We start from the raw sequence: 22229 nt of genomic DNA, 5'->3' as shown, positions 1-22229 counted from the left end.
TGGCAAGATAAATCGAGGGCGATATGCAGGATCGAGCACAACTGGCTGCCGAGCAGTGGCGTGAACAACGCCCGGATCTGGACGGCTTCGCCATGGCAGTGATGGGCAGGTTGGGCGAACTGACCCAGGTGCTTAGCCGCGATCACCTGCTGCCGTTTTTCGCCAGCCATGGCCTGCAGGCCGGCGAGTTCGACGTGCTGGCCACCCTGCGCCGCTCTGGTGAGCCCTATGCGCTGATGCCCACGGTGTTGTACGAAAGCGCGATGATTTCTTCCGGTGGCATGACCAGCCGCATCGACCGCCTTGAGAAAGCCGGGCTGATCGAGCGGCACAAGCACCCCACCGATCGCCGCGGCATACTGGTAGCGCTGACGCCCGCGGGCTTTGAACTGATCGACAACATGCTCACCGCCCATGTTGCTAACCTGCAACACCTACTCGCAGCCCTCAGTGACGAGGAAAAACAGCAGCTGCATGCGCTCACCGGCAAGTTGCTGGCCAACCTGCAACCGGGTGAATGAAAGGAATCGAACCCATGTCCCTCACGACATTGATCATTGGCGTATTCGCCCAACTGTTCTTCGCCGGCCTGCAAGGCCTGATCGTGGTCTTCTCGGGCGCCGCCATTGCCAACAACAGCGAGCTGACACCTTTCCAGGATCGCCTGCTGGCGACCCTGATGCTGCTGCTCCCCAGCATCTCGCTGGCCACCGCCGGCCTGCTGGTGGTCGGCTACCTGAGCTCGGCGCCCTGGCTGTCCAATCTCTGGCATCTGGTGCCAGTCGTGGGGTTCGGGCTTTATTTGCTGTTCGTGCTGTGCCTGAATCGGTGAGTGGGCAGGGCATCATGGATGAGGTTGTGAACTACCTTGGCGGATTAGTCGAGCGCGGCTTCCGGCTATTCGGATTATGGATATTGAAGCTACTGACAGGTGGTCGTTACAAGGACACCAACAGCTACCTGTATTTCCTGCCGACTTTCATCGGCTTCGTGATCTTCACTGTCCTGTCGATCACCATCCTTTGCATCTTTTTGCTCGCCTAGCATCTAGGGTAAGCAGCGTTTGACCCATCGACCACTGCGAAACCGCAACGGCGAACAAGCAGCGCATTGTCTGCCGCACGACAGTCACCTACAGCTGGTGATGCTCGATCAGAAAATCCACGAACAGCCGCACCCGCGCCGGCATGGTCGGGCCGCCGACGAACACGGCGTGGATCGGTTCCCGTTCGCCGGGGTTGTACGTTTCGAGCAGCGGTATCAGGTCGCCGCGGCCGATGTCCTCGTTGACCGTGAAGGCGCCGATGCGGGCGATGCCGGCGCCGACCCGGGCCAGTTGTGCCAGGGCCTCACCGCTGCTGCATTCGATGTTGCCGCACACCTTCAGGGAGAACACCTCGGCTTCACGCACGAAGGGCCAGTTGGGTTCGGCGCGGCGGAAGTTGAAGCGCAGGCAGTTGTGCTGCAGTAAATCTTCCGGCACCTGGGGCGTGCCGTGGCGTGCCAGGTAATCGGGCGAGGCCACCACCACCTGGCCGGTGTCGCCGATCTTGCGGGCGGTCAACGGGCTGTCCGGCAGCGGGCCGAAGCGCACCGCCACATCAGCCACGCCGCCGAGAATATCCACCACTTCGTCACCCAGGGTCAGGTCCACCACGATGTTCGAGTAGCGCGCGCTGAACGCTGCCACCAGCGGCACGATGGCCAGCCGGCCATGACCGAGCGCAGCGCTGACGCGGATGCGCCCCTTGGGCACGCTCTGGTCGGCGATGGCGTCCTCGACCTCCGCCAGGTCGGCGAGGATGCGCCGGGCGCCACGCAGGTAAGCCTCGCCTTCGGCCGTGAAAGTGATCGCCCGGGTGGTGCGCAGCAACAGGCGGGTGCCCAGGCGTTGTTCGGTGCGGGCGATGATGCGGCTGACCGCCGAAGGCGTCAGGCCCAGTGTGCGCGCCGCCGCCGACAGGCTGCCTTCCTGCGCCACGCGCACCAGCACCTCCATTTCGCCTGATCGGCCGCCTACGTCCACTTGTGCCTCCAAGGCAAAGGTGTTTGCCAGAAATGCGGCCTACCGCCATTGAGAGCGGGATCGTAGCATTTGCGGCATAGATAAGGAGCCTCTCATGCGTATCAATCCACCCCTCGTCGCGCTCGCCATCGGTGCTTTCGGCATCGGCGTTACCGAGTTCGCCCCCATGGGCATGTTGCCCGGCATCGCCAGCGATCTGGGCGTGTCGATTCCCGCTGCCGGCCTGCTGGTCAGCGCCTACGCCATCGGCGTACTGATCGGCGCGCCGCTGATGACCCTTACCACCGGCAAGATTCCCCGGCGCTACCTGCTGATCGGGCTGATGGCGATCTTCACCCTTGGCAACCTGATGTCCGCCCTGGCCACCGACTACACCAGCCTGCTGATCGCCCGGGTGGTCACCTCGCTCAACCACGGCGCCTTCTTCGGCGTCGGCTCGGTAGTCGCCGCCAGCCTGGTCGCACCGGACAAACGGGCTGGCGCAGTCGCTGCGATGTTCATGGGCCTGACCCTGGCGACCATCGGCGGTGTGCCGCTGGCTGCCTGGTTCGGCGAGCTGCTCGGCTGGCGCACGGCGTTCTGGGGCATTGCCGGCCTAGGCCTGATCACCATGCTCGCGCTGTGGTTCGCCCTGCCCAACGTCGAGCTGCCGAAGAGCGATGGCGTGCTCGCCGAAATCCGCGTGCTGGGTCGTGGCCCGGTACTCGCCGCACTGGCCCTGACCGTGGTCGGATCCAGTGCGATGTTCACCGTATTTACCTACATCGCGCCGATCCTCAGCACCCAGACCCATGCCTCCACCAGCTTCATCACCGCCATGCTGGTGCTCTACGGCGTGGGCCTGACGCTGGGCAACATGTGGGGCGGCAAGGCGGCCGATCGCTCCATCGACCGCACCCTGATCGCCTCGTTGGGCGCGCTTATCCTGGTGCTGCTGGCCTTCACGGTGCTGATGCGCTGGCCGCTTCCGGCCGCCGTCGCCATCCTCATCTGGGGTATCGCCAGTTTCGCCATCGTGCCGCCGCTGCAGATGCGCGTGATGGAAGCCGCCAAGGACGCCCCCAACCTGGCTTCGGCCGTGAACATCGGCGCCTTCAACCTCGGCAACGCCGTTGGTGCGGCCCTGGGTGGCGCGGTGATCAGCGCGGGTCTCGGTTACCCGGCAATTTCCCTGGCCGGCGCGGCGATGGCGGCGCTCGGGCTGCTGATGGTGTTGGGGTTTGCCTGGCGATCCAGGGCGGTGGCTGCGGCGATATGCCGTTGATTGGGGGCAGGGCGGCTAGAGCGTAGGGGCTAAGCAGTACGTCTTTTGCCTTGGCAGGCAGACCGTCCGCTGGCGCTCCTGAGTTCGCGCTGTTTTGGCTTGTGAGCCTAGTGTTCGGGAAACAACCGCCTGGCAACGCTATCCCGCGTTAAAAGCCTCGCCGCGTCGTGGCCTACGCCAGCCACGGTTATCTGCGGATGATGGATGGCGACGCCCCACTTTTGCGAGAGATACGCCTCGTAGCGCAGGTAATTGCGCTGGCGCTCCAGCCGATTGGGGCCTTGGAGCGCGGCGGCGCAGGAGCGATCCAGCACGCGGTGTTCGGGGTTGTCGTCACGCTCGCCGACCATGAAGGTCACATCGCGGGCAGCGTAGCGGCGAACCAACTGCTCGACACCCAGATGTTGGCGCGCCAGGTACGGCGGTGCTGCCTCCAGGCCATAGCGGTAGCGGTTGTAATCCGGGCAGTCGGCGACGGAAACGGGCCCGATATTGCCCGCCTGCATCCGGTCGCCGTCGAGATATAGGTACGACGAAGGGCTGGAAATCACATAGCGCACCGCAATGCCCTGGCGCCCCAGGCGTCCATCGCCTTCGCCAAGCACGGCGTAGCGCTGCATCAGCTGGCCGCCGGCCGAATGGCCGATCAGCACCACTTCCTTCAGCGCAGGGAAGCGCTTGCGATCCGCCAGGTACGCCAGCACGTCATCGAGCACCGCAAATGCCTCGATTCCCGGCCGACCTTGCTCCGACGCCGTGCCGTGCATCCATTTGTCCCGCGCCCACAGAGGCATGTCGTTACCTGCGCGGCGATCCTCGGCGGTCAGGAAGTTGAGCGACAGTAGAAGGTTGTCGCTGGCATCGAGGCCTGCGTTATTCAGCAGTTTGAGGCCCGTTTCGAAATAGTCGTCGGCGTTGCGCCGCACCCCGTGCACCAGCACCACGGCCCGTGAAGCGCGGCTGGCGCTCGTCACATCTGCATTGGCGTAAGTGAGAAAATCATAGGGCGCGTTCTGGCCCAGGCGCATTACATAGGGGGCAGCACTGCTGAGCCCGGCGTAAAGGGCCGTCGCCAGCAGCGTGAGGGTGAGTAACATCCGTTTGCAGCGGCCTGGCCAACGGCCGAGATTATTACGCGGCATATTTATCTCGGTTATGGCTAGCGCGTATGTACGGTGCGACAACGCGAAATACCAGATTCATGGGCTCTGACTCGTACCTTAATGCTGATCTGCACAATTCGCTACACAGCACAGCGCATCACTCATAAATCTTCCCGCAGTACAGAAAGACCGCGAACTGTTGCCACGGATTGGATGACGCTAGCCCTTGTTTCAAACCAAAGTCGCTGTCCTCGGCCCAGGCAATAGCGCTCTCAAGAAAGTCTTCTATCGAGATGTTCTGCCAGTCACCGTTATCGGCCCCTTTGTCTTTTACAAGGGCTTGCGCGAATTCCAGGAAGGTTACCGAGTCCCTGACTTCATCCAAGCGCTCATGAAGCTCCATTTTGTTTGCCATTCTCAAGTCTCTTTTTGCAGAAGCTAAGTGGTGTCGGCGCGCAAGCTGGCGCCGCCAACGACGCAAGCCTCCTACCAGGCGACGCAGATGATGCTTACATGATCGGCAAGCGTTGCCGCTTGAATCGAAAGATGGCCGGTTTTCTGCAAATCGGCCAGCTACACCCAGGCTGCGACGCCGACGACGATGGAGTATGGTGTCGACCACAGACGCCCGGATGCTCAACGCAGATGCCCCATGATCTTTTCATCGTCGCCGACGATCACCCGCTTTTTCGTGATGGGCTGGTGCGGTTGCTCGCGCAGGCGCGACCGGAGGCCATGATCAGGGAAGCGGCGACGCTGGACGAGGCTTTGCAACTGGCGCGAGCGCAGGCTCCGGCGGGCATCCTGCTGGATCTGATGTATTCGAGCGATAACGCGTGGGCATCCATTGCCGACTGGCGCCTGGAGTTTCCCGCCTCGTTGCTGGTGGTGGTATCGATGCGCGAAGACCCGCTGGTGGTCGAGCGCGTGATGAACCAGGGGGCCAGCGCCTTTATCGGCAAGTCGCTTCCCCCGAGCGAAGTCGCGGAGGCGCTTGCGGCCGCGCTGAATGGCGAGCCTGTGGTGCGCTGTGCGTCCCAGGGCAGTTTTACCGCGTACGAGCCGCCGGCTGCCGCCGATTGTTTCTCGTCGCTCACGGCGCGGCAATTCGAGGTGCTGCAGCTGATCACCGATGGCCTGAGCAACAAGGAGATCGCGCAGATTCTGCGCATCTCGCCCTTTACCGTGCGTATTCACGTGTCGGCGCTGCTCAGCGTTCTCAAACTGAGTTCGCGTTCGGCAGCCGCGGCGCTAGGCGCCCGACATGGGCTGGGCGCTGCAAGTCGCACTGCTCAGGTCAGTGAAGGGGAGCGCTGACCCGGCGCCCAGCCAATTCGGCGATGACCCGTTGCAGTTCGGCTGAGCGAACAGGTTTGGAGAGCAGCGGTATGCGTGGATCCGGTAGCGCCGAGCGGATTTTCTGCGGGTCGTGGCCCGTGAGAATCACGGCCGGTAACGGGCGGCCATGCCACTTCTCCAGTTGTGCCAGGCACTCGATGCCGGTGGCCTCGTGGCCCAGATCGAAATCCGTCACCACCACATCGCAAGGCAACGCTGCATTGGGTGGGCCGTCGATGGCGGTCACCTGGCAGCCCCAGGCGCGCAGTAGCTTGGCCATCGCCTCCAGCACGCTGCGGTCATCCTCGATGAGCAGCACGTGAATGCCTTGCAGATCGGCGACAGGCTCGGCTGACGGTAGTGCCTGGGCGGTCCGTTGGGGCGTGACTGCGGGCAGGCCTGCCAGGGTGATCGAGGTGCCGCGGCCGACTTTCGACGCGACACTGATCTGCAGGTCGAGCAGGGTGGCGATGCGCCGAACGATGCTCAGCCCCAGCCCGATGCCTTCCACGTCGCGGTCACGTTCCTGGCGTACGCGATAGAACTCTTCGAACAGGTGCGGCAGGTGCTCCTCGGCAATGCCCGGGCCGCGATCATGCAGTTGTACGGTGAGGGTCGAACCACGCCGGCGACAGGCGATGAGCAACGGTCTGCCTGGCGCGTACTTGATGGCGTTGGATATCAGATTCTGCAGCAGGGTGCCGAGCAGCGCGGGGTCGCTGTAGGTCAGGGTGGCGGCGCCGCGTAGGCGGATATCCACCCCGGCCCAGCGCGCGGCCTCGCCGTTCTGCTTCTTCAGGTCGACCAGCAGCCGATGCAGGTCCACCGTCTGTTTGCGCGGCATCACCTGCTGCTGGTCGAGCGTGTAGATGTCGAGCAGCGAGCGGAAGAGCTGCTCGACGCTGAGCAGGGAGCGGTCGACGCTGTCGATCAGCTGATGCTGCTCGGCATTGAGCGGAGTGCCGCGAAGGCAGGTGGTGAACAAGCCGATGGCGTGGATGGGTTGGCGCAGGTCGTGGCTGGCCTGCGCCAGAAAGCGCGACTTGTCCTGGTCAGCGCGCTTGGCAGCTGCCATGGCCTCCTGCAAACGCCCCAGCAGAAAATAGCTGAAGGTGGGCAGCACCAGCATGCTCAGCACCATCATCACCAGAACCGCCGGATGCTCCTGCAGGAAGGGCACGAAGAGCGCGATGAGGGTGAGGGACGCAAGGCCAAAGGTGGTGGCCAGAATCAGATAGGGCCGGCCGAAGCGTACGCCATTGCCGACCGTCATGCTCAAAAGCACGCAGAACGTGGGCAGCAGCGCCTCCTGGCCGAGGATCATCACCGCGCAGGCGCCCAGGTTGTCCAGCAGCATGGCGGCAACCCGTCGCCACACCATGGGCTGCGGCAGGAACCAGAGATGGGCGAGCAGCAGCACCGACAGCAGCGTGAATAGCGTGCCGGTAACCAGAACGGCCTTGAGCAGCTCGGCGTCGAGCAGCCCCAGTGGATACATGATCACGGCATAGAGCGATACGACGAAAACCACCACCAGGCGCAGTTGCGCCTGGCTGAACTCCAAATCCTCTAAGCGAAACAGCGACTTCATGAAGGGGCTTCCGAAACCTGATCGAGCGGACGACCTTAGCGGAATTCATTGCCGAGAGGGGCCACAGGTGGATTGGCAAGGCTGAAAACAGGGTTCTTGCGGGTGTTCCGCGAACCCTTCGAGCGCTCGCTTTGGCAGGTGCCCAACGGCGAAGCCAACAGTAAATGCCCCTGTGGGCTGCCCTGAAGGGCTGCATGGGATAAGCTTGCGCCTTTAATCAACCACCAAGCTGTGAACTGAACGATGGGTTTTGAGCAACTAGCTGATCTACGCGACCGCCTGCGAGCTGAAAAGAAAGAGCAGGTGAAGACCGAGAGTACCAAGCAGCGCAAGCGCCAGCCTGCCGCGCCACGCAAGCCTCAGGACCAGGATCCTGCCTTGGAGGCGATCTGGCGGTTGCAGAAGCACTTCCCGCTGGCCTTCCCGGTCAACCCTGCGCCGAAGGTGCCGCTCAAGGAAGGCATTCTCAAGGATGCCGAGCAGCATCTGGAGAAGCTGGGCATCACCCAGGAGCAGCTCAAGCTCGGCCTGGCATCCTGGTGCAGGGGCGGTCGCTACTGGGCCAGCATGGTCGAAGATGCTCCGCGCCTGGATCTGAACGGCCAGCCGGCTGGTACCGTGACCGCGGCCCAGGCGCTGCATGCCAAGCAGCAGGCCAGGCGGCAGCGCAGCCAGATGCGCCGCGCTCAGCAAAAGCCGAAAGAGTCGGCTGCAACCGCTGAGAGCGATGCCTGACAGCGCGGCCACCGCGCGCTCAGCTTTACCGCGTCAGCGAAACCCTGCGAACCGCTGCCAGGGCGAACGGCGTCAGCCTTTCGTTCAGGGCAGCGCCATGCCTTGCGAGGAGCCATCCTTCATGCTGCGTAAACTAGGCCTGTGTTTCGGCGCCTTGCTCCTGTCGCTGCTCACTGCATGCACCGGCAAGCCGGTGGAGCGCAAGGTGGTCTACGAGAACTCGGTGTATCACTGGCGCATCGAGCATGTGATCGTGCGTAACTTCCCGGCGAGCAGCCACCAGTACTTCGAAGTGTTCCTCGGGGATCGGCCGCTGGTATTGCCGGCGGCGGCCTTCAACGATGAGCGCGATATCGGGCAGTTCATCGCCGCCGGTGGCTTCGATGTCGGGCACTGGCGCAACAAGTCGATCGTGGTGGCGTTCGAAAACATTCAGAAGCGCGAAGGGCAAGAGGTGAGGCTGATCCGCTCGGTGATGATCACCCCGGATTTCAGCGACGGCGACGTGGTGCTGACGGACATGTACACCCAGCAGGAAGTGGTGGTGCAGCGGGTCGAACCAGGCGACCGCAGCGCCGTTGACTAGGCTTCGCGTTGCAGCAGCACGTTGGCCTCGCGGGCAATGGCCAGGATGTTGGCCTTGGATTGCCTGCACAGGTGCGCTTCGATGGCACGAATGATTTCGTCGGTGATGGTCGAGTTCTGTGCAGCCACCAGGGCTTCCAGGCGCGGAGCCATGCCCATGGGCAAACATTTGAGGATGTCGGCGGAAAGATCCTGGACGGGGTGTTCGCTCAGATTCATTGTTTTGTCTTCCGTGAAAGTGGCTGCAGGCACAGAAAGTGTGAACGCGATCTAAATCCGAGATGGGCTGTTGCAAATGGTTCCGGTTTTATTTTGCATATCGCCAGAACATGAACCACTCTGCAATAACGCCGCGAAACAGTGGCGGCCTTGCCTTCTTGTGTGCCTGTCGAAATCCATGGAAAGGGTTATCTATGAGCGCCAAACCTACCAATCGCCAACTCGCCGATTATCTGGGCCTCTCGGAAGAGGACGTCGGCAGCTACCGACTCGACTCCATTCGTGAGGGCAGCCACTGGCGCATCGCCTTCGCCGTGGAAATGCCCGCGCGCCTGCGCGGCAAACTACCCGCCTGCCTGATGGTGGTGGTGCCGGGCAGCAGCCAGCCGAGCATCTCGCTTCACCCTCGCTGATCGCCTAGCTGCAGGTCGCTGTGGCTAGCCGCGCTGCGCTTGCAGGAACAGGGCGAACAGCTCCGACTGCGATTTGATTCCCAGCTTGCTGTACAGGTGCTTGCGGTGCACCTTCACGGTCTCCGAGGAGATGGCCAGCTTGCGGGCGACCTCCTTGCTGGAATGGCCGGCGAGCATCAGGCGCACCACTTCCAGCTCGCGGCCGGTCAGCACCGTTTCCACCTGATGTGCCATCTGCTCCAGGCGCTCCTGCCAGGGTGGTGCGGCGGTGGGCTCGCTGGGTTCGGGCTCGAAGCCCAGACGCTGGCGCATCAGCGCTGCCACCCAGGGTTGCAGCAGGGAGAGCAGGGCGATCTGCTCCGGCTGGAAGCGTTGCCGTGAGCCCAGGGACAGGCACAGGGTACGTGCATCGGGCAAGGCAACGTTGAACTGCACCTCGTCGGCGACCACGTTGAGGCTGAAGTAACGCTGGTAGTAGTCCGTCTGATCGAAGCATTCCGGCGCGACCTCGCTCAGGTGCACCAGGCCTTCACGCGTGCTCTCGCGGCTGGCGATGTAGAAGGGGTCGAGCAGGTAGAGACCGTGCAGGTAGTCCTGGAACAGCAGATCCGGCGCGCCGTCGTTGCCGGGGCTCTCGGCCAGTACCTGGGGGCGACCTTCGCTGAAGATCAGCGCCACCCAGCTGTCGTGGTGCACGTATTGCGCCAGGGTGCGGGCCAGGGTGCGCCAGAATGGCGGGCTGTGCAGCGCCTCGATGAGCTCGGCCACGCTGCGGTGGAAGGCGATGTCGTGCAAGGTCATGGTCATCTGTCTACCCCTGTGGGGTTACCCCGCGTGCGTGATTTCGCCTGGGTGGCTCAGCCTCCATACTCGAACCCCGGCGGATGGGTGTCGGCATTCTGTGTGCGCCCCCCGCGTGATGCAACAACAAGAACGGAGCCCCGTCATGCAAGTCGAACTCGCTCAGCTCACCGGACGTGACGGTGATACGGCCCACAACCTCGCCCAGGCCCTGGAGGCCATCGCCTCGTGCCAGGCGGGTACGCGCCTGCTGGTGTTCCCGGAAACCTACCTGACCGGTTTCCCGACCGCAGACAACATCGCCGCGCTGGCCGAGCCGCTGGATGGCCCCAGCCTGACCGCCATCGGCCAGGCCGCCGCCGCACGCGGGCTAGCAGTGGCCATCGGCTTCGCCGAGAACGACGGTGGCACCTTCTACAACACCACGGTGCTGCTGGACGGGCAGAACCTGCTGCTCAGCTACCGCAAGACCCATCTGTGGGCGTCCGACCGTGGCGTGTTCACCCCGGGCGATCGCTACGCCACGGCGTTGCTCGACGGCGTGCGGGTCGGCCTGCTGGTGTGCTTCGACATCGAGTTCCCGGAAAGCGCCCGTGCCCTGGGCGAGCTGGGCGCCGAACTGCTGATCGTCACCAACGGCAACATGGATCCGTACGGGCCGACGCACCGCACCGCGATCATGGCGCGGGCCATGGAGAACCAGGCCTACGCGGTGATGAGCAACCGTGTGGGCGAGGGCGACGGCGGCCTGGTGTTCGCCGGCGGCAGCGCGGTGGTCGACCCCAATGGCAGCCTGCTGCTGGAAGCCGGCCGCGAGCCGTGCCGACAGAGCATCACCCTGGACTTCCAGCGCCTGGCCGAAGCCCGCCGCGATTACCGCTACCTGGAAGAGCGGCGCATGGCGCTGCCGGGCACGCGTGTCGACCACGCCAACGGCCTGCGTGAGCTACTGATTCCCTGATTGACCTGCCGGGCGCCATAGAAGCGCCCGCTGCGGCCCGGCCGCGCGCTTTTGCCGACTTCGGCTCTGCCATAACAACGTATAAAACTGGAGTAGCAAGTAATGGCTCGTCTGCAACGATCCCTTTCCCTGGGCGCGGTGGTGCTGTTCGGCATCGCCTACATGACGCCGATCATCGTGCTCGGCACCTTCGGCATTCTCGCCGAGATCACTCGCGGCGCCGTGCCGGCTGCTTACGTGGCTGCCTCGGTGGCGATGTTCTTCACCGCGCTCAGCTATGCCCGCATGGCCCGGTTGTTCCCGGTTGCCGGGTCGGCTTACAGCTACGTGCGCCGCAGCATCAGCGATCACCTGGGCTTCATCGCCGGCTGGGCGGTGCTGCTCGACTACCTGTTCCTGCCCATGGCCATCTGGCTGATCGGCGCGGCCTACCTGCACTCGGCGTTCCCGCAGTTGCCCCAGGCGCTGTGGGTACTGACCTTCATCGTGGTCACCAGCGTGATCAACGTGGTGGGGCTGCGCCTGGCCAAAGGCATCAACGGTGTGCTGATGCTGGTGCAGTTCCTGGTGCTGCTGGCCTTCGTGGCGCTGTGCGTGCACTACGTGCTGGGCGATTCCAGCAAACCCTTGTGGTCGCTGCAGCCATTTTTCGGTGAGGGCATGAACCTGTCTTTGGTGATGGCCGGGGCGGCGGTGGCCTGCTACTCGTTTCTGGGTTTCGATGCGGTCAGCACCCTGACCGAGGAAACCCACGACCCCGAGCGCACCATCCCGCGGGCGATCCTGCTGATCACCCTGATCGGCGGGTTGATCTTCGTGGCCACCGCCTACTTCGTGCAACTGGCTCATCCTTCGGTGGTGTTCCAGAGCAGCGACTCGGCAGCCTACGAAATCGCCCGCAATATCGGCGGCGATGTGTTCGTGTCGGTGTTCCTGATCGGCCTGATCGTCGGCCAGTTCACCTCCGGGCTGTCGGCCCAAGCCAGTGCCTCGCGGCTGATGTTCGCCATGGGCCGCGACGGCGTGCTGCCTCGCGCGCTGCTCGGCACCCTGAGCCCGCGTTTCGGCACGCCGGTGGGCGCTATCCTAGTGTGCGCCGTGGTGGCGCTGCTGGCCCTCAAACTGGACGTGACCACCTCGACCTCGTTCATCAACTTCGGCGCCTTCCTGGCGTTCAGCCTGGTCAACCTCTCGGTGATCGTCCACTTCACCCGCCAACCCCAGGCGCGCGGCCCGCTGCAACTATTGCTCTATGTGCTTTGCCCACTGATCGGCCTGCTGGCCACGCTGTGGCTGATGGCCAGCCTCGACCGACTGGCGATCATGCTCGGCTGCGCCTGGCTGGTACTCGGCGGCCTCTACCTGCTCTGGCTGACCGGCGGCTTGCGCCGCCAGCCACCGCAGCTGCAGTTCGAAGCCGAGTAGAAACCAGGTGGTGCGAGCCGCCCTGGCAGGCGGCTCGTAGAGCGTGCACAACCAGCGTCGGGCAAATCGCGCTTTCCGGACATCTGCGGGACCCTCCCGGCTGCCAGGGCAATAGCCAGGTGGTAGAGCAGGATCAATTCGCTCAGCAGCGTACTGGCGCTATTGGTCAGCTCCGACTCTGGCATTCGCCGCAACAGCTTGGCCAGCGACACCGCCCGACACTCGACTGCTGCTTGCAACGAGCACTTGTCGGCCACATTGCAGGGTGAGGGGAGAGGGCAAGGCGTGGAAGTGGCTGCTATCGGCCCAAATCTGACTTATTGGTGTATGGGGACATCTGCCTCTTCCTTGCTCCGTGCTTGAAGAAAATGAGCCTTTTCATCCAGGCTCATACTCATGAAACGTTCTGTGAACTACATACTTCTTCGGCATCGCAGGGGTTAAATTGTCACCATCAAAGAACACGAAATTTTTCCCACCTCCGAATGAACTATTGAAAATAATTCCATCGAACTTTGCTTCGCTCTTGATAAATTCGCAAAGGAACTGAGTAGGAATATAGTCTAAATTTCCATTTTCCGGCCGAATAGGCTTGGATAGTTCTTCGGAGAACAGCTCAAGAAGTCCAAGAAATCCTAATGCAGCGTATAATTGCTCTTCCCCAAAAGCAGAGGCGGAACACAGTTTTCGTGGCGAGGTTAGATCTAAAACAGAGAGCTCCCGGACTGGAGTGATCTCAGAGACATATACACAGCTTGAGTTGCTAGGCCTTACCTCGCTAATGCAGGTTAGTAGATCATCCGCAACATAAAGGTAAGGAATTCCAAGTGGGTTCGCCCTGCCTCCTGTAACTCGCTCGCGAGGGGGGCAGCCCATTTGGTTAGCATCCAGCGGGACTTCCGATATTCTTGCTCTAAAGAAGCTCTCCCTCTCATTTACAGGGGTTTTTAGCTGCTCCAGAAGTTGAAATAGAACGGCTTCTGTGCCGTCGGTAGTTGACCTGCTGAACAGGGATGAGTGAATGGTTGCCTTTGGAAAGAAGCGATTTTTATGTTTAAGCTCAAGCTTGAACTCTTCCCACTGATCCATGTATGTGGCGATATTGAATTCAAACTGAAATCGCCGATCGGCGGCACCTTCTCCAAATATATCGACGATTAACTCTAATGGTTTTCGGACTTGCGCGCTAAAAAGTCCGTAAAGTTCCAGGATTTCAGGAAATGGATGGCCATCTTTATCTGCATATAAGCCGTAAGTAAACAGCTCAAGCTTATCGGTTAAGGCTCTCGGATCTATACAGGAAACCTGATTGGTTCCGCAATAACTACAGCGACTAATCTCTCCTTCAGAAATGATCTTTGCTACAATTACGGAGTCTTGAAAGCATCGAACGCAGCATCTAGGCATCATTCACCTCCGAACAAATTCGCAGGTGGTTTCAATGTGATGCTTCATTGAGTATTTCTTCACTTGCCCTAATCCGGGAAATGGATTTCCATGAAGATTTAATAGCTCATTGAGTCCTGTTGTTCTAACGAAAATCCCTGGATTTTTATTTATGTATTCATGGACTTTATCAAGCGCCGACTTAAATTTCCCCCCTGGGTTTGCAGGCGAATCGTCATTGAAAGACGAAAAGTGCCGAACGTACATTGCATCAAATTCATCACCATCAACATAGCTTAGGTGGATGGTGACCACATAAGCCGGACCACCGGCCTCGCTGTACTCTTCACTCAGGATGGTATAGTCGCCAAATCCTATAGCATTTTTATAAGTCCTCCATTCAGTGTGAAGGGAAGAATAAAAGGATTTTTCTTTATAGTCGGCATTTCGGATCTTCTTTTCAAAGAAATCACCAAAAAGCACAACATTATTTAAGCGTGATATTGCACCTGAGTGAACTTTGTCCTTGTTCACGAGGATACAGCTTGCCTCTTGCAATCGGTCAACTAGCGCCTTGTCTATTCCACCCTCTATAAAGATTGCGCTATTAGACAAGGAAAGTTCAAGCTTAGCTAGTAATGATAAGTCATCAGTGCCTCTTACTTTTATGCAGGGAGTGAAATTGGCGGTGATTTTAGTAAGCTCAGACAACCCATCAGAACTCTTGGCAAAATCACCTATGGCCGGGTTCATTATCACCAAAGGAACTATCCCCGATTCGGATAGTGCTTCTAACGTCTTGATTATTGGGGCCAGGTTGCCTCTCACAGGCTCAATCACAGGGCGAATAACGTCAGGCTGAATGTGCCCAGCCAGCTCTCTGAGAGCAATTAGTTCAAATTGCTTACCTCGTAAAATTGGGTAGTACATAGAGCATCCTTACTGAATGTTTTGTTTAGGTTTTCTACAAGGTCGCGCTTTTGATTAGCTCGCAGCTTGAATCCTATTCCTGCCATTAATAACGAGCGAGGAAGTGAAAGCACATACGCCCCCTCGACTTTTCTGCTCTTTTTTAAAGTAGAGCAAAATGCTTTTCGAACATCCTCGGGTGGGGAGTTTTTAAGTATTTCTTCACAGGCAGAAAAAATTTCAGTGTTAGAGTAGTCGATGTTCGATTTGGAAACGGTGGAGGCAATTTCCTTGTACTCACTTACCCGTAAAGATCGCATTAGAATTGAGATGTCAACTGGGTCTTTGGAGACCTCTGCTTCTCGAGTTATGCGCAGGCTTTTCTTAGGGGTAAGCTCGATAATGCCAATGTCATTACGGCAAAGCCCTTGCACCTTGTTTAAATGGGCTTTGCCTACGACAACATATGTTTTGTCAAAAATCTTGCGATAAAATGAAAGTTGCTCTGGTAATCTGTCCAAGTTATCGAAGTCTGACTTTATTTCGTAACAAGTAGAAGTGCCGTTCAATATCACGCAATCAGCCTTGCTACGTCCAACTCTGAACTCCGGTAGAACTGTGGCAGTGTTAACTGAATGTCGTCCAAGCAACAGTCTTTCAGCGACTGTGTTTTTGTAAAAATACTCGCCCCTATAGTTTCTTGAAAGTTCGGAGTATGCGTGATCAATAACTTCGGCTGCTGTGAAGTTTTCTTCAAGCGAATTTTGATAGAGTGCCGCAATGTCCAATAGATAAGAAAAATCTCCAGATGCAATCTCAGCAATGCGCTTGCTTGAGAATAGTCTTGCTGCATCCCTTGTGGTTAACAATCTATTAGCCTCACGTACTGTTATTTCTGCAGTCTACGACCATTTTCATCGTCTCCGAGTCCGCTCTATATCCGTTTAAGTCGAGTCGGAGACAAAGCAAATCAGGACGCCAGCCGCTAAGCGCGCTGCATCTCTGATGCAGGCAGCTTTCCCTGAAACGGAATATACCAGCCGTTGCACCATGATGGGCAGGAGCGCGGTATCTGAAGTGATACCCGGCAAAGAGTACCCAGCTCTTGCTTAAACGTCACAAAATCAGTCAGCCTAAATGTCCGCTTCTGGCTGAAATCTGTCTCCCCCCTTCACGCCCTCCGCTGCGGCATAGCCTGCCCGCCCTACACTGTAATCTGCGACAATCCCGCCTTTGCCCTGATTGCCTCGATCCAGATGACTGACCTCGCCGCCCTGCAGAAGAACCTCGACCACGCCATGATCGCCGACCGCCATCGTTTGCGTCGGCAGTTGCACGAGCTGCAGAAAAAGCCCGACGAGGCCAAGCAGGCGCAGTGGTTGGAGCGTTTTCAGGCGTCGTGCGCCAAGGTCGAAGCGCGGCGGCTGAGCGTGCCGGTGATGCGTTATGACGATGCCTTGCCGATTGCCGCGAAGCGCGACGAGATCAAGGCGGCATTGGAAAAGAGCCAGGTGGTGGTGATCGCCGGTGAGACCGGTTCGGGCAAGACCACTCAGTTGCCGAAGATCTGCCTGGAGATCGGCCGCGGCCAGCACGGTCTCATCGGCCACACCCAACCACGGCGTTTGGCGGCGCGCAGCGTGGCCACGCGGGTGGCCGAGGAGGTCGGTACGCCGCTCGGCGAGCTGGTCGGCTATCAGGTGCGCTTCGAGGATCAGAGCAAGGACAGCACGCTGATCAAGCTGATGACCGACGGCATCCTGCTCGCCGAAACCCAGCACGACCGCTTTCTGGAAAAGTACGACACCATCATCGTCGACGAGGCCCACGAACGCAGCCTCAACATCGACTTCCTGCTCGGCTATCTGAAAACCCTGCTGCCGCGCCGACCCGACCTCAAGGTGATCATCACCTCGGCGACCATCGATCTGGACCGCTTCTCCAAGCACTTCGGTGGTGATGGGCGGCCGGATGCGCCCATCGTCGAAGTCTCCGGGCGCACCTACCCGGTGGAAACCTGGTATCGCCCGCTGGCCGCGGAAGTGGACGAGGAGGGCGAAAGCCTGCTCGACGACCTGACCGTCGATCAGGGCATTCTCGCCGCGCTGGACGAGATCGCCGCCCATGAGAAAAGCGTCGGTCAGCGCCCCGGCGACGTGCTGATCTTCCTGCCCGGCGAGCGTGAGATCCGCGACGCTGCCGAGGTGCTGCGCAAGGCCAACCTGCGCTTTACCGAAGTGCTGCCGCTGTATGCGCGGCTTACGCCCGCCGAGCAGCAGAAGATTTTCGCGCCCATGGCCGGGCGCAAGATCGTGCTGGCCACCAACGTGGCGGAAACCTCGCTGACGGTGCCGGGCATTCGCTACGTGATCGACAGCGGCACGGCGCGCATCAGCCGCTACAGCTACCGCGCCAAAGTGCAGCGTTTGCCCATCGAGGCGATTTCCCAGGCCAGCGCCAACCAGCGCAAGGGTCGTTGCGGGCGAGTCGAGCCGGGCATCTGCGTGCGGCTGTACAGCGAGGAGGATTTCCTCGGCCGGCCGACCTTCACCGATCCGGAAATCCTGCGCACCAACCTGGCGGCGGTAATCCTGCAGATGCTGCATCTGCGCCTGGGCAGCATCGAGGATTTCCCCTTTATCGAGCCGCCGGATGGCAAGGCCATCAGCGACGGTTTCAACCTCTTGCAGGAACTCTCGGCGGTCAACCGCGAGAGCCAGTTGACGCCCCTGGGCCGCCAGCTGGCGCGCCTGCCCATCGACCCGCGCCTGGGCCGCATGGTGCTCGAAGCGGCCAAGCTCGGCAGCCTGCAGGAGTTGCTGATCGTCGCCAGTGCGCTGTCCGTGCAGGATCCGCGTGAGCGGCCGATGGATCGCCAGCAGGCCGCCGACCAGGCCCACGCGCAGTGGAAGGACGTGGATTCGGATTTCGCCGCGCTGATCAACCTGTGGCGCGGCTTCGAGGAAAAACGCCAGGAACTGGGCAGTAATCCGCTGCGCACCTGGTGCAAGAAGAACTTCCTCAACTACATGCGCTTGCGCGAATGGCGCGATGCTCACCGCCAACTGGTGCTGCTCGCCAAGGATCTGCAGCTGGCGCCCGCCAGGGCCGCGGCGCAAACTGCCGAGGGCGGCAAGAGCGCGGCGAAGCCGGTGCAGGCGACCACCGATACCAAGGTCAACGTGATCCTGCGCGAGCAGGCCGAGGCCAGCGAGGCGGCGCAGCGCGCCAAGAGCTATGCCGCAGTGCACAAGGCGATCCTCAGCGGCCTGCTCAGCCAGATCGGCCAGAAGACCGAGGAGGGCGATTACCAGGGGGCGCGGCAGCGGCGTTTCTGGGTGCATCCGTCGTCGGTGATCGGTCGCAAGAAACCCAACTGGATCATGGCCGCCGAACTGGTCGAGACTACCAAGCTGTTCGCCCGCCAGGTCGCCAAGATCGAGCCGGACTGGATCGAGCCCCTGGCCGGGCACCTGATCAAGAAGAACCACTTCGAGCCCCACTGGGAGAAGAAGCGCGGCCAGGTGGTGGCTTACGAGCAGGTCACCCTGTACGGCTTGATCGTGGTGGGGCGCCGCCCGGTGCATTACGGGCCCATCGATCCGCAGGCTTCGCGCGAACTGTTCATCCGCGAAGGCCTGGTACGCGGTGAAATCAACAGCCGCGCCAAGTGCCTGAACGCCAACCGCCAACTGCTGGAAAAGCTCGACGAACTGGAAGCCAAGGCGCGGCGCCGCGACATTCTCGCCGACGAGGAAACCCTGTTCGCCTACTACGAGGCGCGGATTCCAGAGGACATCTATCAGGCCGCCACCTTCGAGAGCTGGTACAAGTGCGAGAGCGCCAAGGACCCGCAACTGCTGATGATGCGCGAGGAGGACGTGCTGGCCCGCGAGGCCCTGGAAGTCACCGCCGCGCAGTATCCGGACAACCTGCATATCGGCGAGCTGCAATTGCCGCTCACCTATCATTTCGAGCCCAACCACCCCCGTGACGGCGTCACCCTGCGTGTGCCGGCGCCGCTGTTGCCGCAACTGCCGGGCGAGCGTCTGGAATGGCTGGTGCCGGGGCTGATCGAAGCCAAGGCCATCGATCTGGTGCGAGGCCTACCCAAGGCGCTGCGCAAGAACTTCGTGCCGGTGCCGGATTTCGTTGGCGCCGCCCTGAGCAAGCTCACCTTCGGCCAGGGCAGCCTGCCGGAAAGCCTGGCCCGAGAGCTGCAGCGCATGACTGGCGCGCGGATCGACGGCGAGGCATGGACCGAGGCTACCCGCCAGCTCGAAGACCACCTGAAGATGAACATCGAAGTGGTCGACACCCATGGCAAGCAGCTCGGCGAAGGCCGCGACCTGGCCGAGCTGACCGCCCGCTTCGCCGAGGCCAGTCAGGCCGCGCTGGCCATCCCGCAAGCTGACAAGGTGCAGAAGCCGGTGGAAGCCAAGGGCTTTGCCCAGGTTGCCGAGAAGACCCAGCAGAAGGTGGCCGGGCTATCCATGACCGTGTTCCCAGCGCTGGTCGAGGACGGTGGCGTGGTCAAGGAAGGGCGTTTCCCGACCCAGGCCGAGGCCGAGTTCCAGCATCGTCGTGCCTTGCAGCGCCTGCTGCTGCAACAGCTGGCCGAGCCGGCCAAATTCCTGCGTGGCAAGTTGCCGGGGCTGACCGAGCTGGGCCTGCTGCACCGCGAGCTGGGCCGCGTCGAGGCGCTCGTCGAGGACATCCTCCTGGCCAGCCTCGACAGCTGCATCCTCGAAGGCGAGCCGTCGCTGCCCCGTGACGGCGCAGCCCTGGCCGCCCTGGCCGAGAAGAGGCGTGGCGTCTGGGCCGAGCACGCCGAGAAGCTGGCTCGCCTGACTCTGGAGATTCTCAAGCTGTGGCACGGCCTGCAGAAGCGCTTCAAGGGCAAGATCGACCTGGCCCAGGCCGTGGCGCTCAACGACATCAAGGCGCAGCTGGGCAATCTCGTGTATCCCGGCTTCGTACGCGAAACCCCGGCCGAATGGCTCAAGGAACTGCCGCGCTACCTCAAGGCCATCGAACAACGCTTCGACAAGATCGCCGCGCAACTGCAGCGCGACCGCGTGTGGAGCGGCGAGCTGGCCGGCTACTGGGAGCAATACCTGGCGCGCCTGGGCAAGCACCTGCAGGAAGGCAAGCGCGACCCCAACCTGACCCTGTATCGCTGGATGCTCGAGGAGTACCGCGTATCCCTCTGGGCCCAGCAGCTGGGCACCAAGATGGCCGTGTCGGACAAGCGCCTGAGCAAGCAGTGGAGTCAGGTGGAGGGGTGATCGCCTGGCGCTCTGGTAGCCCGGGTCGAGCGTAGCGACACCCGGGAGATCGATGCCCTGGGTATCGCTGCGCTCGACCCAGGCTACGAAGCGGGAGATGCTCTTGCCTGTGTGGGAGCGCGGCATGGGCGTAGACCAGCCCGTAGGGCGGATGTCGCTTTTTACATCCGCGATGGTGGATCGGTGAAGCGTGATCCACCCTACGGGGTTACATCGAACCAAAAGACAATAGGCCGTCTTTCAGGGCGGCGGAGAGCCCGATGACTGGTTTTTCAAACGCACTGGTTGTAAACGCCCAGCTCTCTGCCTCGGAATCTTCCGAGCCGCTCGTACCTTGGTGGAGCTTCACCAAAACCGTGCTGGCGGCGACCGTGCTGACCCTGGTGCGCGATGGGGTGGTGTCGCTCGACGAGGTCATGCCTGCCAGGCCCTTCACGCTGCGGCAACTGCTGAGACACGAAGCTGGCTTGGCCGACTACGGTGAGCTTGCTGACTATCACGCTGCCGTTGCCCGCGGCGATCAGCCTTGGCCTGCGGATGAAATGCTTGAGCGCCTCGACGCTACGCGCCTGCGTTACCAGCCGGGACTGGGCTGGGGTTATTCCAATGTCGGCTATCTGTATATCGCTCGGCTGATCGAGACGCTCACCGGCACTACGCTGGAGCGAGCCATTGAGCAGCGGGTCGTGCAGTCGCTCGGTTTGCCAGGTGTTCGTCTGGCCAAGACGCCGGCAGATTTGCACGACGTCGATAAGGGCAGCGCCGCTGCTTATCACCCCGGCTGGGTTTATCACGGCCTGTTGGTTGGCCGTGTGTCCGATGCAGCGCTGCTGCTGGACCGGCTGCTAGGTACAGACCTGCTACCGCAGGTGCTGCGAGACGAGATGCAGACACGCCGCGTATTGGGAGGTCCACTTGCAGGCCGGCCCTGGGTCGTAGCGGGTTATGCCCTGGGCTTGATGCATGGCGATGTGGAAGGTGGTCTAACCCTATGCGGTCATACCGGCTGCGGTCCGGGTAGTGTGATTGCGGTCTACCGTTGCGTCACCGACGCCGGCACGGTGACCTGCGCGGTATTCGGGAAGCATGTTAGCGAGGGCGAAGTGGAGGCTGCGATGGTTGCATCGATCCGTCATGCACTTGCGTCTGTTCAGCATGCAGTTATGTGATGGGCTTTCGTAGCCCGGGTCGAGCGTAGCGATACCCGGTAGATCGATGCCTGGGTATCTGCGCTCGACCCAGGCTACAGGGTGGCGCACCGTAGGGCGGTGGATCGGAGAAGCGTGATCCACCCTACCGGCCTAGTCGAGCACGGTTAGGCCGGGCCATTTCTTGAGCCAATTTTTGTTCTGCAGCCGCTCGACGAACAGATGCCGCTTCTCCCCCTGAAACGCTCCGGCTGGGCGCAGGACAAGATTGAAGAGATCATCCAAACCAAAGGGCGCGGCGATCTCCAATTCGTTATCTGCAGCCAGCCTTACGGCGACTGCCGTTGCGGTTTCGGGCCAGTGAGTCATCGCATCCGTTGCTGATGCATAAGGTTCATCGCCGTTGCGCAGGTGCATGCGTGCCTGGTTCTTCACCGACCAGTTGAGCCGGTTATCGACCTGCAGCAGTTGGGCTTCGAGCTCGGCGTCTTGCTCCGGCAAAGCACTGTCGGGATCGAACCAGATCACATCGATATCGGGCGGCAGAGAGCATGCAATGCGGCCATGCAGGTGATCCCAGATGGCACTGCGTACGAAGCCTGCGGCCACCCAGCAATCAGGCAGATGCAGCGCTCGCACGTGCTGCAGTACCTGCCAGCGCAGCGAGTCGGTTCTTAACAGTGCCCGCAGGCTTTCGAAATGCCTCACGCCATATCACCCCGCCCAAACTCTTCCGCCAGAAAGTCGATCAGTGTGCGCACCTCGGGCCTTTTCTCGCAGCCTAAACTGACTGCGACGCGACCGCACCGAGCCTAGAGTAGGCTCTCAAGCTCTGGCCGACATCGCCAAGTTCTTCAATCTGCCGACCATCCTCACCACCCGCTTCGAAACCAGCCCCAACGGCCCGCTGGTTCTAGAGCTGAAGGAGCTGTTCCCGGACGCGCAGTACATCGATCTGCTCGGATCACATCCCGGACTACCGCAACCTGATGACCAGCTACGCGGCGCTGACCGCCAACAAGTAAGCCCGGCTCATC

At 61.1% G+C, this 22229-nt stretch carries 22 protein-coding genes and 1 pseudogene; 13 read left to right on the top strand and 10 right to left on the bottom strand.

What is annotated here, in order from left to right:
- Positions 1–23 precede the first annotated feature (23 nt).
- The 3 genes from BVH06_RS18820 to BVH06_RS26075 all read left to right on the top strand — a co-directional run bounded on the left by BVH06_RS18820 (position 24) and on the right by BVH06_RS26075 (position 1044).
- Positions 24–521: a MarR family winged helix-turn-helix transcriptional regulator gene (locus BVH06_RS18820; protein WP_075935092.1), complete on the top strand. Its 498-nt coding sequence runs from the start codon at positions 24–26 to the stop codon at positions 519–521.
- Between the two features lie 14 nt (positions 522–535).
- Positions 536–832 (top strand): hypothetical protein, encoded by a 297-nt coding sequence (locus tag BVH06_RS18815; RefSeq protein WP_075932064.1) that lies wholly within the window; start codon positions 536–538, stop codon positions 830–832.
- Positions 833–915: 83 nt separating this feature from the next.
- The gene (locus BVH06_RS26075) at positions 916–1044 is read left to right on the top strand and encodes a hypothetical protein (protein ID WP_256562812.1); all 129 of its coding nucleotides are present in this window, start codon (positions 916–918) and stop codon (positions 1042–1044) included.
- An 88-nt stretch (positions 1045–1132) separates the two neighbouring features.
- On the opposite strand, the gene BVH06_RS18805 is transcribed toward BVH06_RS26075, so the two are convergent.
- The gene (locus BVH06_RS18805; RefSeq protein ID WP_075935091.1) at positions 1133–2026 is read right to left on the bottom strand and encodes a LysR family transcriptional regulator; all 894 of its coding nucleotides are present in this window, start codon (positions 2024–2026) and stop codon (positions 1133–1135) included.
- A 94-nt stretch (positions 2027–2120) separates the two neighbouring features.
- On the opposite strand from BVH06_RS18805, the gene BVH06_RS18800 reads away from it, so the two are divergent.
- A complete protein-coding gene (locus BVH06_RS18800) occupies positions 2121–3290 on the top strand; it encodes an MFS transporter (protein WP_075935090.1) in 1170 nt (389 codons plus the stop codon).
- 107 nt (positions 3291–3397) lie between these two features.
- On the opposite strand, the gene BVH06_RS18795 is transcribed toward BVH06_RS18800, so the two are convergent.
- Together BVH06_RS18795 and BVH06_RS18790 are read right to left on the bottom strand one after the other, a co-directional pair.
- Positions 3398–4387 carry an alpha/beta fold hydrolase gene (locus BVH06_RS18795; protein ID WP_075935106.1) on the bottom strand — a complete coding sequence of 330 codons (990 nt, stop codon included), beginning with the start codon at positions 4385–4387 and terminating at the stop codon, positions 3398–3400.
- 163 nt (positions 4388–4550) lie between these two features.
- Entirely contained in the window at positions 4551–4808 is a 258-nt protein-coding gene (locus BVH06_RS18790) for a hypothetical protein (protein ID WP_177345401.1), read from the bottom strand.
- A gap of 98 nt (positions 4809–4906) precedes the next feature.
- Here BVH06_RS18790 and BVH06_RS18785 point away from each other — a divergent pair, with 98 nt between their 5' ends.
- Positions 4907–5710 carry a response regulator transcription factor gene (locus tag BVH06_RS18785; RefSeq protein WP_256575201.1) on the top strand — a complete coding sequence of 268 codons (804 nt, stop codon included), beginning with the start codon at positions 4907–4909 and terminating at the stop codon, positions 5708–5710.
- Here the strand turns inward: BVH06_RS18785 and BVH06_RS18780 are convergent.
- Complete coding sequence (locus tag BVH06_RS18780; RefSeq protein ID WP_075935088.1) at positions 5691–7322, bottom strand: hybrid sensor histidine kinase/response regulator; 1632 nt, start codon at positions 7320–7322, stop codon at positions 5691–5693. The genes BVH06_RS18785 and BVH06_RS18780 overlap by 20 nt on opposite strands.
- Positions 7323–7565: 243 nt before the next feature.
- Here BVH06_RS18780 and BVH06_RS18775 point away from each other — a divergent pair, with 243 nt between their 5' ends.
- Positions 7566–8057 (top strand): ProQ/FinO family protein, encoded by a 492-nt coding sequence (locus BVH06_RS18775; RefSeq protein WP_075935087.1) that lies wholly within the window; start codon positions 7566–7568, stop codon positions 8055–8057.
- A gap of 121 nt (positions 8058–8178) precedes the next feature.
- Positions 8179–8643, top strand: a complete 465-nt coding sequence (locus BVH06_RS18770; protein WP_075935086.1) for a hypothetical protein — start codon at positions 8179–8181, stop codon at positions 8641–8643.
- Here BVH06_RS18770 and BVH06_RS18765 read toward each other — a convergent pair.
- The gene (locus tag BVH06_RS18765) at positions 8640–8861 is read right to left on the bottom strand and encodes a hypothetical protein (RefSeq protein ID WP_075932051.1); all 222 of its coding nucleotides are present in this window, start codon (positions 8859–8861) and stop codon (positions 8640–8642) included. The genes BVH06_RS18770 and BVH06_RS18765 overlap by 4 nt on opposite strands.
- Positions 8862–9055: 194 nt before the next feature.
- On the opposite strand from BVH06_RS18765, the gene BVH06_RS18760 reads away from it, so the two are divergent.
- Positions 9056–9274, top strand: a complete 219-nt coding sequence (locus BVH06_RS18760; RefSeq protein WP_075935085.1) for a hypothetical protein — start codon at positions 9056–9058, stop codon at positions 9272–9274.
- Between the two features lie 24 nt (positions 9275–9298).
- On the opposite strand, the gene BVH06_RS18755 is transcribed toward BVH06_RS18760, so the two are convergent.
- Positions 9299–10081, bottom strand: coding sequence for a LuxR C-terminal-related transcriptional regulator (locus BVH06_RS18755; protein WP_075935084.1), 783 nt, complete (start codon positions 10079–10081; stop codon positions 9299–9301).
- Positions 10082–10220: 139 nt separating this feature from the next.
- Here BVH06_RS18755 and BVH06_RS18750 point away from each other — a divergent pair, with 139 nt between their 5' ends.
- Complete coding sequence (locus BVH06_RS18750; RefSeq protein WP_075935083.1) at positions 10221–11036, top strand: carbon-nitrogen hydrolase family protein; 816 nt, start codon at positions 10221–10223, stop codon at positions 11034–11036.
- A gap of 102 nt (positions 11037–11138) precedes the next feature.
- A complete protein-coding gene (locus BVH06_RS18745) occupies positions 11139–12461 on the top strand; it encodes an APC family permease (protein WP_075935082.1) in 1323 nt (440 codons plus the stop codon).
- A gap of 378 nt (positions 12462–12839) precedes the next feature.
- Here BVH06_RS18745 and BVH06_RS18740 read toward each other — a convergent pair whose 3' ends face one another.
- From BVH06_RS18740 to BVH06_RS25520, 3 genes are read right to left on the bottom strand one after another with little or no spacing between them, the layout of a single operon-like run.
- Positions 12840–13868 carry an RES domain-containing protein gene (locus BVH06_RS18740; protein ID WP_167363122.1) on the bottom strand — a complete coding sequence of 343 codons (1029 nt, stop codon included), beginning with the start codon at positions 13866–13868 and terminating at the stop codon, positions 12840–12842.
- Positions 13869–13871: 3 nt separating this feature from the next.
- Positions 13872–14777 (bottom strand): sce7725 family protein, encoded by a 906-nt coding sequence (locus BVH06_RS25525; RefSeq protein WP_075935080.1) that lies wholly within the window; start codon positions 14775–14777, stop codon positions 13872–13874.
- Complete coding sequence (locus BVH06_RS25520) at positions 14738–15625, bottom strand: sce7726 family protein (protein ID WP_075935079.1); 888 nt, start codon at positions 15623–15625, stop codon at positions 14738–14740. The genes BVH06_RS25525 and BVH06_RS25520 overlap by 40 nt, the downstream gene beginning before the upstream one ends.
- A 387-nt stretch (positions 15626–16012) precedes the next feature.
- On the opposite strand from BVH06_RS25520, the gene hrpA reads away from it, so the two are divergent.
- Both hrpA and BVH06_RS18720 read left to right on the top strand, forming a co-directional pair.
- On the top strand, positions 16013–20044 hold the full coding sequence (gene hrpA, locus BVH06_RS18725) for an ATP-dependent RNA helicase HrpA (protein WP_075935078.1): 4032 nt from the start codon (positions 16013–16015) through the stop codon (positions 20042–20044).
- Positions 20045–20304: 260 nt separating this feature from the next.
- A complete protein-coding gene (locus tag BVH06_RS18720; RefSeq protein WP_075935077.1) occupies positions 20305–21213 on the top strand; it encodes a serine hydrolase in 909 nt (302 codons plus the stop codon).
- 132 nt (positions 21214–21345) lie between these two features.
- Here BVH06_RS18720 and BVH06_RS18715 read toward each other — a convergent pair whose 3' ends face one another.
- Positions 21346–21900 carry a nucleotidyltransferase family protein gene (locus tag BVH06_RS18715; RefSeq protein WP_075935076.1) on the bottom strand — a complete coding sequence of 185 codons (555 nt, stop codon included), beginning with the start codon at positions 21898–21900 and terminating at the stop codon, positions 21346–21348.
- A 121-nt stretch (positions 21901–22021) separates the two neighbouring features.
- On the opposite strand from BVH06_RS18715, the pseudogene BVH06_RS25515 reads away from it, so the two are divergent.
- Positions 22022–22144: pseudogene (locus tag BVH06_RS25515) on the top strand (hydrolase); the annotation flags it as partial.
- Positions 22145–22229: the final 85 nt, after the last annotated feature.

This window comes from Pseudomonas sp. PA27(2017), assembly GCF_001945445.1.
Taxonomy (GTDB): domain Bacteria; phylum Pseudomonadota; class Gammaproteobacteria; order Pseudomonadales; family Pseudomonadaceae; genus Aquipseudomonas.
Note: the sequence above shows the minus strand (reverse complement) of the source record. Positions and strands in the feature narration are given on the sequence as shown.